Consider the following 13,682-nt stretch of genomic DNA (forward strand, 5'->3'; position numbering starts at 1 on the left):
CGACGGCGGCGAGGACGAGGAGGCCGACGTCGGCACCGGCCCGTACCGGCGCGGGCAGGGCGGCCGTCCGTCCCTTCCGCAGCGAGACGGCAGCCCCGTCACGCGTGCCGAGCGCGGGGGCCACGACCGCGGCCGCGCAGCACACGGCGACGAGGACGGCGACCAGCCACACCTGGCCGAGCGGGATGCGGTCCAGCCGTACGCCGAGCGAGTCGAGCGAGGACCGGTCGGCGAGCAGCCGGGTCAGCGGGCCGGCGAGCAGCGGCGCGATCACGGCCGCGGGCAGCGCGAGCAGCAGCGCCTCGACGGCGGCGAGGGAGGCGATCCGGCGTCGGGAACCGCCGCGGGCCCGCAGCAGTTCGGTCTCCCCGGACCGCTCCGAGCTGAGCAGCCGGGCCACGAGCAGCAGGGCGTACGCGGCGAGCAGCACCAGCTGCACGGCGACGATCATCAGGGTGGACCGGGAGACGAGCAGGGCCCGCTCGGTCTGTTCCAGGACCGTCGGCAGCGAGGTGTGCACGCTCATGGTGGCGCCGAAACGGGTGGTGTCGGCGGCGAGCGCCTTCGGCACCTCGGTCGCCGAGGCGTGCAGCGCGTCCATCCGGCCGGTGGTGACGCCGGTGAAGTCGGCGGTGGCCAGCCAGGACGTCTCGCCCGCGGTGATCCGGCCGGAGCCGAGGACGGCCGGATCGGCGAGGAGCGGACCGTACGTCGTGAACACGACGGTCTTCACCCCGCGGCCGCCGGCCGGGTCCAGCTGCCAGTACAGGTCGGTGAGGTCGGCGGGCCGGTAGACCCCGGTGATCCGGGCTTTCAGCGGCTTCCCGCTGATCCGGTCGGCGAGATCGAGGACGGTCCCCGGCCCGACCCGGAGCCGCTTGGCCGCCTCTTCGGGCACGGCGACCTCGACGGCCTGCGCGGCCCCGATCCTGGCCCCCACCCTGGCCTCGGCCCTGGCTGCGGTCTCGGCTGCGGCGCCGGTGGAGGCCCCGGCCGCGGTGGGCCACGCCCCGGCGACGAGCGCGAGACGGGAGCGGTCGAGCGCGGCGATCTGGGTGAGGTCGGGCTCCCCGAGGCGCGCGGCAGGCTCCTGAAGACTCCGCGGCAGCGCGTACGGCCCAGAGCGCTCCAGCTTCCGTACGCTCACCGGCAGCCCGTCGAAGGCCTTCAGCGCACCCTCCCGGGCGGCGGCGTCGGCGCTCTCCCGCCGCGCCGCCGGCACCTGCCCGGCGATCACCAGCGCGGCGGCGGGCGCGGCACGGCCCCGCAGGGTGCCCTGAAGCGCCGCGTCACCGATGGAACCGGAGAAGGCGGCGAGGGTGGCGAGCACGGACGTCGTCAGCAGGACGGCGAGGAGCGCCGCGGCGAGCAGCAACCGGTGTGCCCTGACGCGCAGAAGTACGAACCCCGTCACCCATCCCCCTGAACACCCCGGGCCCGCCGGAACCGCAGGGCCCACCGAACGCGCCGAGCGCACCGCACGCACGTCGAACGTTCATCGGATGCTTTCAGAGGGCACAGGCCCTGGAAACCGCTTGCACGGGGACCTTGACTGGATCGTGACCGTTATCCGGGTGCAGGGCTCCGGAATGCGTTACTCCGCTGTGTTCACCATCGAAGCCGCCGCGTACGTCAGGTAGTTCCAGAGCTGACGCTCGTGCTCGGGAGCGAGGCCGAGCTCGTCCACCGCGGCCCGCATGTGGCGCAGCCAGGCGTCGTGGGCGGCCTTGTCGACGGCGAACGGCGCGTGGCGCATGCGCAGGCGGGGGTGGCCGCGGTGGTCGCTGTAGGTGCGGGGACCGCCCCAGTACTGGATGAGGAAGAGCACGAGACGCTCCTCCGCCGGGCCGAGGTCCTCCTCGGGGTACATCGGGCGCAGCAGGGGGTCCTCCGCGACTCCCTGGTAGAAGCGGCGGACGAGGCGCCGGAAGGTCTCCTCGCCACCCACCTGCTCGTAGAAGGTCTGCTCCTGAAGCGTGCCGCGCGGGATCTCGTTCACCGTTCCATCGTCTCAGATGCCCCGGCCGAGGACGGGAGGACTAGGACCACCGCCGGACGCACCGGCGACAGCACCCGTGGCGGCACCGGCCGGGATGCTCGCCTCCTCGGCCGGCGCGCAGGAGAGTGGAGGCATGGGCGCACAGGTGGATGTCTTCGCCGAGGACGGCGCGCGGGCGCGACGGGACCTCGTGCGGGAGATCGAGGCGTACGGGGCGCTGCGTGACCCCGCCTGGCACGCGGCCTTCTCCGATGTGCCCCGCCATCTGTTCGTCCCCTTCTACTACGTCTCCGGGATCGGCGGCTACGAGCGGCTCTGGTGCGGTCACCCCGACCCCGCCCGCCGCGCCCGCTGGCTGCGCGGGGCCTACCGGGACGAGCCGCTGGCCACCCGGGTACGGGACGGGGAGCTGGTCTCCTCCTCCAGCCAGCCCTCCCTGATGGCCGAGATGCTGGAGGCGCTGGACGTACGGGACGGGCACGACGTCCTGGAGATCGGCGCCGGCACCGGCTACAACGCCGCCCTGCTCAGCCACCGGCTCGGTGCGGGCCACGTCACCACCGTCGACCTGGACGAGGAGATCACCGAGTCCGCCCGCGTCCATCTCGCCGCCGCCGGGTACAAGCCCACCGTGATCACGGGCGACGGCGCCCGCGGCTGCCCCGAGCGCGCGCCCTTCGACCGGATCGTCGCCACCTGCACCCTGCCGTCGATCCCGTACGCCTGGCTCACCCAGTGCCGCCCCGACGCCCTCGTCCTGACGCCGCTCTCCACGGGGCTCGTGCTGCTGCGGGTGCGCGACGGCGCCCACGCGGAGGGGCGGTTCCTGGCCACGTCCGCGTACTTCGTCGCCCTGCGCGGAGGGAACGCCCGCTTCCCGCGCCCCCGGCCGATGGGGCTGCCCCGGCAGGCGTACGAGGACGACCGGTTCCGGTTCCTGTTCACGCTCGCCGAGGAGAGCCTGGACGCGCGCGAAGCGCTCTCGCTCTGGCAGCGCGAGGGGCGGCCGGAGCGGGAGCGCTTCGGGGTGACGGTGAGCGAGGGGCGGCAGTGGGCCTGGCTGGACGACCCCGAGGGGCCGTACGCCTGGCCACTGCCGAGCGGGTGACCGTGGTCCGGCGAACCGGCGACGGGCGAACCGGCGAACCGGCGCCGGTGAACCCGGTCCGGTGCTCCGAGTCCCGGCGAACCGCGTCCGGTGACCCGGCTCCCGGTCAGCCGCGGCGGATCGTGATCGTCGTCCAGGCGCCGACGTGCACCCGGTCGCCGTCCTGCAGCGGGACGGGGACATAGGGCTGGATCGGCTCCTCGGCGCCGTTGATAGTGGTGCCGTTGGTGGAGTTCTGGTCCACCACCGCCCACGAGCCGTCCGGCTGCTGCACCAGCACGGCGTGCTGGTGCGAGACGCCCGGGTCCTCCGGCGGCACGGACAGATCGATGTCGGGCGACTCGCCGGTGGAGTGCCGGCGGCGGCCGATGCTGATCTGGTTGCCCTGGAGCGGCAGGTGCTGCTCGGGTGAGTACGCGGGCAGGTTCAGGCCCGTCGCTTCCGGACCGCTGCGCTGCATCATCGCCATGAAGTAGTCGCGGTCCGGACCGATGAAGGCCGACCAGTTCCTGGGCGGCTGCGGCGGCTGGTACTGCTGCTGGGGAGGCTGCTGCTGCGGCTGCTGGGGTGCGTGCTGCTGCTGCGGAGGCTGCTGGTGGTGCGGCGGCTGCGGCTGGGACGGGGGCTGCTGCTGCGGCGGCTGCGGACGCTGGGGCTGCGAGGGCGGCGGCAGCATCCAGTCGTCGTCCGCGCGGGCCGGCGCCTGCGGCTGCTGCTGCTGCGGCGGTGCCTGGGAGGGGCCCTGGAAGAACGACGGAGGCGGAGGCGGCGGCCCCTGCTGGAATCCCTGCCCGTGCTGCGGCGCCTGAGGTCCCTGCGGCGCTTGCGGCTGCTGGGGCGCCTGCGGCGGCGGTCCCTGCTGCATCGGCGGACGCTGCGGCGGCGCCTGGTGGTGCGTGGGGTCGGCGGAGAGCGGCTCCGCGGGCCGGTTCATCTGCGAGGGCCGCGAGCTCTGGTACTCGTACGGATCCGGCTGCTGCTGCTGCTGCGGCTGCTGCTGCGGGCGCGGCGGCGACTGGAAGCCCGGCGGCAGGTTCAGCCCGGGCGGCGGGCTCTGCTGTGCGGAGGGCGGGGCCACCGGCGTGTACGAGGTCGCCGTGTTGGTCTGGAAGTTCCAGCGGCACTCCTCGCAGAACGGGGCCATGGCCTCGCGCGGGGTGCGGCACTGCGGGCAGAGCTCCGCCTGGGCGGTCGCGTTCGGGTCGTAGCCGCCGGGGGCGGGACCGGGTCCGGCGGGGCCCGGATATCCGTACGCGGGAGGCGGCGGCGGGGGAGGCGGCGGTACGGCACCCGCCGGCGCACCCGCCCCGGCCATGCGATGGCCGCAGACCTCGCACCAGTCGTCGGAGACCGACTGGTGTCCGTTCGGGCAGGTCGGCATGTCGGTGCTTCCCCCTCTCGTCCTCCGGCCCCCTGGCCGGGCTACTTCTTGACGCGAACGGTCTTGGTGGAGCGGGTCTCGAGAGTCATCTCGTCCGCTTCCGCGACCTTCGCCTTCAAACGCACAGTACCTGTCGCCGCGTCGACGACGTCCACCACCTTCGAAAGCAGTTTCGCAGTGTCCTGGTTGCCGGAAGCGGCCGCCAGCTGCACCGCGCGCCCCAGTTTGGCGGTCGCCCCGTCGTGGTCACCGGCCTTGCGGGCGTCCAGTCCCTGCTGGATGACCTGGGCCAATTCGGCCTGGCCGGTGTAGTGGGCGACCTGCGGATTGATCGACGTGGACATCACCATGTCGTCCGTCCACACCGCCCGTACCAGGCCCTGGCCCAGCGTCTTCGGAGCGCCTCCGCCCGGGTCCGGGACGATCAGCGAGACCCGGGCGGCGAGCATCTCCTGCCCGACAGCGGCCTGCGGAACCCGGACGCAGACGTGGTAGTCGCGCGACTCGTCGCCCCACGAACCGGTCGGGTAGTCCCCGGCCCGCGGGCCGGCCTCGGTGCGGCGCCCGGTCAGCTCCTCGACCGTCGGCGCCACCTGCTTCACGAACCCGATCTCCACCCCCACCGGCGTCCACAGGCGCAGCGCGACATCGGCCACCTCCTTGCCCATGGTGTTCTCCATCATCGAGGTGAAGTCCGCGGCCAGGTTCGTCGGATCGGCCACGATGTCGGCCGTGCCGAGCAGCGCGGAGGCGATGCCGGTGACCTCCTTGACCTCCCAGTCCGTACCGACACCGCGCGCGTCACAGGTGAACCGGCCCGCGCAGGCGTCCAGCGCGGCCCGCAGGTCCTCCGGCGACTCGTGCTCGTTGCGGCCGTCGGTGAGCAGGATGCCGTGCCGGATGGACACGTCCGCCGAGGCGAGGAGCCGGTCCGCGAGGCGCAGCCAGGTGCCGATGGCCGTGCCGCCGCCCGCGTTCAGCCGGCGCAGCGCGTCCTTGGCCTGGGCGCGGTTCGGCCCGTCGGCGACGGCGAGGCGGCCGTTGCCCGGATAGACCTCCTTGGCCACGTGCGTGCCGGCGACCACGGCGAAGGAGGTGCCGTCGCGCAGGGCGTCGATGGCGGCGGCCGTCGCGTCCCGCGCGCCGCGCATCTTGGTCGGCGGGTACTCCATCGAACCGGAGCAGTCGACCATGATCACCACGGCGGCGTCGGTGCCGGCCGCGTGCCCCATGAGCGCGCCGCCGCTGGTGCCGCCGCCGGTCGAGGTGACCGTGACGATGGCGCTGACCTCCCGGCCGCCCTCCGGCAGGAATTCGTTCTGATACACATCCACCGAGAACTGCGGCTCGTTCGACTTGGAGAAGTTCGCCATCTGATTCGGCTCCTCGACAACGACAGCGTGTACGGGACAGGGGGGCCGACGACCGCTCAGGCCGATCCTGCCCCTTGCGGCGAGAGGGTGAACGGCAGCAGCGCCACCGTTACGTTGTCGTGGCCCCCGCCGTCGAGGGCGTGGCCCACCAGTACCTGGGCGCCGTGCAGCAGACGCCCCGTGGCGTCCGCCGGGACGACCCGGGCCATGTCCGTGGCCGACTCCGCGTAGTTCCAGAGCCCGTCGGTGCAGACCACGACCAGTCCGGGCCGGTCGGGCTTGAACGCGGAGGTGTGCGGCTCCAGTTCGTACGCGTCGGCTCCCAGCCAGCCGGTGATGGCGTGGGCGCGCTCGTCCGCGTACGCCTCCGCCTCGTTCATCAGACCCGCGGCGACCATCTGGGCCGCCCAGGAGTCGTCCTGGGTGAGGCGGGCGGGCGGGCAGGTGCGGTCGTCCGGCACCCAGTACGCCCGACTGTCACCGACCCAGCCGACGATCAGCAGGCCGTCGGCGACGATCGCGCCGACGATGGTGCAGGCGGGGGCGTTCTGGTGGCGGTGCGGATCGTGCTCCATGGCGTCCTGGCCGGGCTCCTCGGCCAGCGCGTTGACCGCCTCGGCCGCCGCGACGATCGCCTCGTGCATGGCCTGCTGCGGGTGCGTGCCCCGGGGGAGGGCGGCGAGCAGCGCCTGGTCGGCCGCGTGGGCGGCGGCCGCGGAGGCCTCGTCGGGTCGGGTCGCCGAGGAGACGCCGTCGCAGACGATCGCCAGGGTGGCCGGGGAGCCGTCGGGCAGCGCGGTGGCGGAGACGGCGAAGGCGTCCTCGTTGCGGTGGTGGCGCAGGCCGCGGTCGCTGACGGCGGCGACGGAGGGCAGTTCCCGCTCCATGTGGTCGCGCTCGCGCGGCTGCGCGTGCCCGCAGTTCTCGCAGTAGCCGTCGGGGTCCACGTGCCCGGCCCGGCAGGCGACGCACAGCTTCGTCCCGGCGGGCGGGGTGGTAGGCCGAGGCACGGTCGGCTGCGGAGAGGGGGGTTGCGCGGCGGCGGCCCGGGGGTCGGGTGCGGCCAGCGCGAAGTCCCCGTCGGACGTGGACGTGGACGTGGGCGCGGGGGTCGGGGCGGGCGTCGGTGCCGGGACGGTGCCCGCGGCGAGGGCCGCGAGGCCGTCCCCGGAGGTCGCCGCCGCGTGCGGCCCGTCCGTGCGGACCGGGATCGTCGGCAGGTCCCGGGCGGGCGGGGCCGCCGGTGCCTGCGGCCCGGGGGAGGCCGGTGCCTCGTGCAGGGGGGTCTCGGGCGGCTGCGGCGGGGACCCCGGGGTGCCGTGCGGGGGCGTCGCCGGAAGGTCATGGCCCCCCGAGTCCATGCCCGGGAGGTCGCCGGGGTGCTGGGTCGAGGTGGTGAGCGAGCCGGGGTCGCGGGCCGGGGGCTCCGGCCAGCTCACCGGCGTACCGATCACCACGGTCGGGCGGTCGGGCTCCGGCGCCGTCGCCGGTACGGCCGACAGGTCGTATCCGCACGCCCCGCAGAACCGGTCACCCGACTCCAGCGGCTCCGCGCAGCCCGGGCAGGCGGCGAGATCGTGCTGGGGCATCTGGGACATACTCACACCCACGTCCGGGGGCGGAAACGGTTGGCCCGCTCCACCAGTTCGATCCTCTCCTCGCCCCGCTGAGCGAGCCGGGCGAGCACCCGGTACGAGCGTTCGAGGCCGAAGCGCAGTCCGCGCTCGTCCAGTTCACTGCCGAGCAGCAGCGTGCCGCCGGGCCCCGCTCCGGGACTTCCGGAGAGTACCCAGTCCAGCGCCGTGCCGAGGACCTCCGTCGACAACTGCTCCCGGCGCACCGCGTCCAGACCGAAGCCCTGGAGCGCGGAGACCTGGGCCGCGGCCGCCGTCAGGTCCTCGCCGAGCGGGTCGTGCGCCGGGCGCCGCCTCAGCCGCGCCCGTACGGCGGCGACCCTGGCCGCGGTGTAGTGGATGGAGGCCTCCGGTACGGACTCCAGGGTGCGTACGGCTCCCGTGCGGTCGCCGGCCGCGAGCCGCACCCGGGCGAGCCCGAACGCGGCGCTGACGTAGCTCGGGTCGGTCGCCCACACCAGGCGGTAGTACTCCGCGGCGTTGTCCAGCTGTCCGAGCACCTCTGCGCAGACGCCGAGCGCCAGCTTCGGCGCGGGCTCGCCCGGGAAGGCGTCGTAGACCGCGTCGAAGGAGAGCGCCGCGTTCTCGCGGTCACCGGTGACCAGGGAGGTGACGCCCCGGTACCAGACCACCCGCCAGTCGTCCGGGTACTGCTCCTCCAGCGTGGCGAGCGCACGTCCGGCGGCGCCCAGGTCGCCCATCTCCAGCCGGGCCCGCAGCTCGCGCAGCCGCAGCTCCACGGAGGGTGCGGGCGCGGTGTGCAGGGCGCTGATCAGCTCGGCGGGCGCGGAGGCCATCAGACCGGCGAGGAAACCGGCGTTGGGGTCGCCCGGGTCCACCCGCGGCACGGGCAGCGCGAGCGAGGCGGCCCGTCCGTCGAGCGGTCTGAGGAACGCACCGGTCGCGGGCAGGGCACCGACTTGCTCGTTCCCGACTTGCCCGTTCCCGACCGGCGCGTTCGCGACCTGTGCGGTCGCGCCCCGCTTCCGGCCGCCCGGCCGGCGTGCGCCGAGCGTGGAGACGTCCTCCGTCTGTTCCGCGAACAACTCGGTGTCCGTGACCCGTACTTCCGTGCCGAACAAGGTCGAGAGCGCCGGGCGCGGGCGGCCCGACTGGAGGGCGACGACCTCGCGCAGGACTCCGGTCAGCTGGTCCGCCATCTCCTGTGCGGAGGCGAACCGGCGGGCCGGGTCCGGGTCCGTCGCCCGGACCAGGAGGCGGTAGAACGACTCGTACGTCCGGAAGACCTCGATGTGCTCCGGGTCGGGCAGCGAGTCGACGAAGACGTTGGTGTAGCCCTGGAAGTCGAACGTCAGCACGGCCAGGGTGCGCGCCACCGTGTAGAGGTCGCTCGCCACCGACGGGCCGACCTCGGCCACCTCCGGCGCCTGGTAGCCGACCGTCCCGTAGATCGCGGACTCGTCGTCGTCCATCCGCCGGACCGCGCCCATGTCGATCAGCTTGAGCTGGTCCTCGGTCTGGATGGCGTTGTCGACCTTGAAGTCGCAGTACAGCAGGTTCCTGCTGTGCAGGTGCCCGAGCGCCTCCAGCGCCTCGATCCCGTACGCGCACGCCTGCTCCACGGGCAGGGGATCGCGCCGGCCGTCCACCGTGCGGCGGTCGTTGGCGATCTCCTTGAGCGACTTGCCGCCGACGTACTCCATGACGATGTACCCGTCCAGGGAGCCCGTGCGCTGGTCGAGGTGCTCGACGAAGTTGTAGATCCGGACGATGTTGGAGTGCTCGATCTCGGCGAGGAAGCGGCGCTCGGAGATCGCCGCGGCCATCGCGTCCTGGTCGCCGGTGTCGAGCAGGCCCTTGAGGACCACCCACCGGTCGGAGACCGCCCGGTCGACGGCGAGGTAGACCCAGCCGAGACCGCCGTGCGCGAGACAGCCGGCGACCTCGTACTGGCCGTGCACGATGTCACCGCCGCGCAGCTTCGGCACGAAGGAGTACGGGTGTCCGCACTTGGTGCAGAAGCCCTCCGTACGGCCAGGCCGGTCGCCCCGGGAACGGCCCACCGGCGCCCCGCAGTCGGAGCGCGAGCAGAATCGCTTCCGCTCGGGAACCTCGGGGTTCTCCATCACCGCGCCACGCGGGTCGGGGCGCGGCACCTCGGGCATCGTCACCAGACCCGCGCCGAGCCGGTTCCGCCCGGACTGCGCGGTCGAGGAGCCGGAGCTGCGCACCGAGACCGAACGGCCGGTGCTGCCGCCCGACAGCGAACGCGAGAGGCGTCCGGAGACCGAACGGCGCGACGTCGAGGAGCGCGACGAGCGCGAGCTGGACCGGGCCGAGGCGTGCGAGCCGGCCCGGGAGGAGCTGGACCCCGAACCGCCCTTGCCGGGCACGGCCATCCCGGTCGGCGTGGACTGCAGCAGGCCGCCGGGCGCGACCACCGGGGCGAGCCCGCAGGTGTCGCAGTACAGCTCGCCGCCGCCCATGTCCTCGTACGATCCCTCGCACGACGGACGCTGACAGGTGCTCACCACGGCCTCCCCGCTCACCACTGACTCCCCCTGGCATCTCTGGGGCCGGACAGAACCTCCGCCGCGGCCTGCTGGTAGCGCAGCACCGCCTGTTCGGCGACCCTCAGGTCGCACGGCGCGCTCCACAGCATCCGGCGCGCCGCGTCGTACCGCTCGATCAGCACCGGGTCCTCCGCCGCACCGAGCCGCGCCACCTTCGCCTTGTACGCGTCGAGCCGGCCGCGCAGCTCGGCGCGGACCGCCAGCGGCGCGGTCACGGCGGTCAAGGACTCGCGGGCCCGCAGCAGTTCGTCCTCCGCCTCCCGCTCCAGGGACTCCAGGAGCGGGGAGAGCCGGTGCCACCGGGCGTGCCTGCGGTGCTCGGCGGCCGCCGCGAGCCGCTCCTGGAGGGCCGTCGGCGGACCGCTGACGGCCGGCACCTCGGAGGCGGCGATCTTGGCGAGGACCTCGCCGCGCGCCACCCGTGCCTCGGCGAGCGTCCGGTCGGCCCGGGAGAGCACGTCCCGCAGCCGCAGCAGCCGCTCCTCGGAGTCCTGCCGGACCGCGAGGACCGCCTCGATCTCCCGCCGGATGTCCTCAAGGGCCCGGGCCGCCCGGTCGTACCGCGTGGTGTCGGGCCGTCCGCCGCCCGGCGCCGAACTGCCCGTGGCGGGCTGCCAGAAGGCCAGCGGGTCGGAGACGACCTGGGTGCGCAGCGCGGTCAGCTCGGCCGTGATCGTCTCCAGTTCGTCGCCGGCCGGGTGCTCCCCGGGCCGTACGCCGACCGAGTGCGCGAGCGAGCGCGTCCGTCCCAGCTCGGCGGCGAGGAGATCTATCCGGGCGGGCAGCGCGGACCAGACGGCGTCGGCGGTCACGACCACGTCGAGGGAGGACGCGTACAGCTCGTTCATCCGGTGGACCAGGCGCTCCAGGCTGAAGCTCTCGGCGAGCCGTGCCGGGCCGGTGAGGGACGGGGACGGGGGCTGCTGTGGCCCGCCCGCGACGTGCACGCTCTCGCCGCGCAGCCGGTCGGTCAGCTCCACCAGCTCGTCCCGGCCCGGCCAGCGGCGGCGGGAGCGCAGCTCACGGGCTTCGTTCAGGGCGTCGGTGTACGCGTCGAAGTAGGTCCAGAGCCGCGTGATCACGGACTCCGTGACCAGCCAGCGCTCCCGGGTCGTCCCGGTCAGCTCGGCCCCTTCGAGCAGCCTGCGGCCGGCGTGGTCCTGGAGTGCGAGGAGCGAGTCCTCGATCGCCTTGTGCTCCGCGCCGAGCCGCGCCAGCGCACGGTCCACCTCGTCCCGGTCCATCACCGGCCCGGGGGGTCCCGTGACGCCCATCGATCACCTCTCGCTCTACTTGTACTTCGGTGCGGGCGGCCCGGATATCCCGGGCAGGTCCGCCTTGAGCCACTTCGTGTACGCCGCCTGCCAGGGTCCCTGCCGGTACTGGACGAGGACCTGGTTGACCCGGCGGACCAGGTCGTCGTTGCCGAGCTTGGCCGCGACACCGTAGTACTCGGTGGTGAACGGCTCGCCCTTCAGCTCGACCGCCGGGTCCTGGGCGGCCTGGCCGGCCGCCAGCGCGTTGTCCGTGACGACGGCGTCGACCTCGCCCAGCTGGAGCCGGGCCAGGCAGTCCAGCTGGTTGGGGACGGTGAGCAGGTCCTTGTCGTCCTTGGTGCCGTCGCCCTCGTCCTTGAAGACGGCGCCGAAGGAGTTGTTCTCCAGGGCCTCGTAGGCCGTGGAGCCCTCGGCCGTGCAGACCCGCTTCCCGCTCAGGGAGGAGTCGTACCCGGTGATCGTGGAGACCTTGGGCGCCAGGACCTGCTGGCCGGCCTGGAAGTAGGCGGTGGAGAAGGCGACCTGCTGGATCCGCTTGCAGTTGATCGTCATCGTCCGTACGACGAGGTCGACCTTGCCGCTCTCCAGGGCCGCGATCCGCTGGTTGGTGGGGATGGTCCGGAAGACGATCAGGTCTCGGTCGCCGAGGATGTCCTCTGCGAGGGCCCGGGCCAGATCGATGTCGAAGCCCTCCAGCGTGCGGGTGCCCGGGTCGCGGTAGCCCCAGCGGTAGCTGGACTGGTCGACGCCCACCACGAGCTTGCCGCGCGCCTTGATCGCGTCGATCGAGGGCCCGTCGGCACCGGAGGGCCTGAGCGAGGCCTCCGGGTCCTCGCAGCTGTCCGCCCTGACGTGCACACCAATGCCGACGCCGGGGCCGGTCACCTCCGTCGCGCCCCCGTCGCCCCGGCCGCCGTGGGCGAGCGGCAGCAGGGTCAGCGAGGCGGTCAGTCCGCAGGCCACGGCCATCGCCGCGACCCCGCCCCAGCCGCGCAGCCGTCCCAGCGGACGGCTGCCGAGGAGGCGTCCGCCGAGCCCGGCCGGGCCGCGCATCCTCGCGCCGTCGACGCCGTTCCGCATCCCGCCCCCTCTCACCGGTACTCCGACAACCTGCGGTTGATGCCCAGGACGGCGCCCGCCGCGCCCAGCACTCCGAGCGCGGCCGCGCCCAGCGGCAGCGCGGTCAGTGCCCCACGGCCCGCTTCGGCGGCGCGGGTGAACTCGGACTGCTCGTGGTCCAGGGCCCGCTTCAGGGCGGCGTCGACCTGGTCGAAGGACTGGCCGGTGGAGTTCTTCGACCCGATCACCAGCTGCAGCGCGCCCTCGAAGTCGCCCGCGTCGTCCTTGCCGCGGGCGCCCTTGTGGCGCTCCTGCCACTGTGCGGTCCGGTCCGCCGCCGCGGCCAGCGGGTCGCGCCCGGCGTCGTCGTCGGCCAGCTCCCGGGCCTGGGCGAGCGCGCCGGTCAGCGCCGTCATGCTGCTCGCGTAGTCCGTCTCGTACTTGTCGTTCTTTCCGTCGTCGGTGAGGACCGCGCCGCGCGCGACGAGGGTCAGGTTCTCGTTGGCCCGTGCCTTGAGGGAGCTGATCCGCGCCGTGGTGAGCACCTGGAGCGAGTCCTGGCCGTGCGCGCGGGCGTCGTTCAGCCCGGCGCGCGCGACGCCGTGCGCGGCCAGCAGCCAGAGCAGGACGACCACGGAGGCGGCCGTGGCGGCGACCAGGCCCTGGTTGAACACCCGGTTCGTCCGGGCGTAGGTGCGGCGCTGCGCCCAGATGAGGACGGTCAGGGCGAGGATCCCGGCGGCGAGGGAGAGGAACGGCCAGTCGCGGGCGTCCTCGTCGTCCTCGTGCAGCCGGGCGGTCTCCGCCTCGTACAGCCGCTCGGCGGCCGGCAGGAGCTCGGTGGTCATCGTCCGGTTCGCGTACCGCAGGTAGGCACCGCCGAGCGGCAGTCCCTGCCGGTTGGCGGCCCGGGCCCGCTCGATCAGTCCGGTGTAGCGGGGGAGCTGCTCGTTGAGGGTGGTGATCTCGCGGCTCGACTCGGCCGAACCCTCCGTGCCGGCCGCGGCCTTGACCAGGAGCCGGGACGCGGTGCCGATGTCGTCGGCGTACCGCTTCTGGACGTCGGCAGGCTCCTGCGCGCCGGCCAGGAAGGCGCTGGCGGCGGCGGTGTCGGCGTCGGCGAGCGAGCGGTAGATGGCGGCGGCGTCCGCGCTCAGCGGCTGACTGCGGGTCACCACGTCGTCGGCGGCGGAGGCCCGGTCGGCGACCTCGAAGGCGGTGACGGCGCCGAACGCGACGACCAGCAGGGCCAGGACGGCGCCGAGGATCTGCAGCCGGCCCGGCTCGGTCGTGGCGGCGCGGCGCAGGCGCTCGCGG

Annotated in this window: 10 protein-coding genes; 1 reads left to right on the forward strand and 9 read right to left on the reverse strand. The window is 74.0% G+C overall.

Annotation, left to right across the window (positions count from 1 at the left end; genetic code table 11):
* Together J7E93_RS32435 and J7E93_RS32440 are read right to left on the reverse strand one after the other, a co-directional pair.
* Positions 1-1,414 (reverse strand): FtsX-like permease family protein (locus J7E93_RS32435; protein ID WP_308368858.1); only part of this gene is annotated, 1,414 nt, incomplete at its 3' end.
* A 180-nt stretch (positions 1,415-1,594) separates the two neighbouring features.
* Positions 1,595-1,999 (reverse strand): globin, encoded by a 405-nt coding sequence (locus J7E93_RS32440; protein WP_215073613.1) that lies wholly within the window; start codon positions 1,997-1,999, stop codon positions 1,595-1,597.
* Between the two features lie 133 nt (positions 2,000-2,132).
* Between J7E93_RS32440 and J7E93_RS32445 the strand changes: the two genes are divergently transcribed.
* Positions 2,133-3,107: a methyltransferase domain-containing protein gene (locus J7E93_RS32445; RefSeq protein WP_215073614.1), complete on the forward strand. Its 975-nt coding sequence runs from the start codon at positions 2,133-2,135 to the stop codon at positions 3,105-3,107.
* A gap of 106 nt (positions 3,108-3,213) precedes the next feature.
* Here the strand turns inward: J7E93_RS32445 and J7E93_RS32450 are convergent, their stop codons facing one another.
* From J7E93_RS32450 to J7E93_RS32480, 7 genes are all read right to left on the reverse strand, one after another.
* Positions 3,214-4,488: an FHA domain-containing protein gene (locus tag J7E93_RS32450; RefSeq protein WP_215073615.1), complete on the reverse strand. Its 1,275-nt coding sequence runs from the start codon at positions 4,486-4,488 to the stop codon at positions 3,214-3,216.
* Positions 4,489-4,529: 41 nt separating this feature from the next.
* Positions 4,530-5,861, reverse strand: a complete 1,332-nt coding sequence (locus J7E93_RS32455; protein WP_215073616.1) for a VWA domain-containing protein — start codon at positions 5,859-5,861, stop codon at positions 4,530-4,532.
* Between the two features lie 56 nt (positions 5,862-5,917).
* Positions 5,918-7,450, reverse strand: coding sequence for a PP2C family serine/threonine-protein phosphatase (locus tag J7E93_RS32460; protein WP_374105460.1), 1,533 nt, complete (start codon positions 7,448-7,450; stop codon positions 5,918-5,920).
* An 11-nt stretch (positions 7,451-7,461) separates the two neighbouring features.
* Positions 7,462-9,942, reverse strand: coding sequence for a serine/threonine-protein kinase (locus J7E93_RS32465; RefSeq protein ID WP_251067405.1), 2,481 nt, complete (start codon positions 9,940-9,942; stop codon positions 7,462-7,464).
* Between the two features lie 59 nt (positions 9,943-10,001).
* Positions 10,002-11,303, reverse strand: coding sequence for a hypothetical protein (locus J7E93_RS32470; RefSeq protein WP_215073618.1), 1,302 nt, complete (start codon positions 11,301-11,303; stop codon positions 10,002-10,004).
* 15 nt (positions 11,304-11,318) lie between these two features.
* Positions 11,319-12,359: a glutamate ABC transporter substrate-binding protein gene (locus J7E93_RS32475; RefSeq protein WP_215073620.1), complete on the reverse strand. Its 1,041-nt coding sequence runs from the start codon at positions 12,357-12,359 to the stop codon at positions 11,319-11,321.
* Between the two features lie 38 nt (positions 12,360-12,397).
* Positions 12,398-13,682 (reverse strand): hypothetical protein (locus J7E93_RS32480; RefSeq protein ID WP_251067404.1); only part of this gene is annotated, 1,285 nt, incomplete at its 5' end.

It is taken from the genome of Streptomyces sp. ISL-36 (assembly GCF_018614205.1).
In the GTDB taxonomy this organism is placed as follows: Bacteria; Actinomycetota; Actinomycetes; order Streptomycetales; family Streptomycetaceae; genus Streptomyces.

Coding starts and splice junctions, on each gene's coding strand:
- J7E93_RS32445 (WP_215073614.1), top strand. CDS start 2,133: ATGGGCGCACAGGTGGATGTCTTCGCCGAGGACGGCGCGCGGGCGCGA.
- J7E93_RS32450 (WP_215073615.1), bottom strand. CDS start 4,488: ATGCCGACCTGCCCGAACGGACACCAGTCGGTCTCCGACGACTGGTGC.
- J7E93_RS32455 (WP_215073616.1), bottom strand. CDS start 5,861: ATGGCGAACTTCTCCAAGTCGAACGAGCCGCAGTTCTCGGTGGATGTG.
- J7E93_RS32460 (WP_374105460.1), bottom strand. CDS start 7,450: ATGCCCCAGCACGATCTCGCCGCCTGCCCGGGCTGCGCGGAGCCGCTG.
- J7E93_RS32465 (WP_251067405.1), bottom strand. CDS start 9,942: ATGGGCGGCGGCGAGCTGTACTGCGACACCTGCGGGCTCGCCCCGGTG.
- J7E93_RS32470 (WP_215073618.1), bottom strand. CDS start 11,303: ATGGGCGTCACGGGACCCCCCGGGCCGGTGATGGACCGGGACGAGGTG.
- J7E93_RS32475 (WP_215073620.1), bottom strand. CDS start 12,359: ATGCGCGGCCCGGCCGGGCTCGGCGGACGCCTCCTCGGCAGCCGTCCG.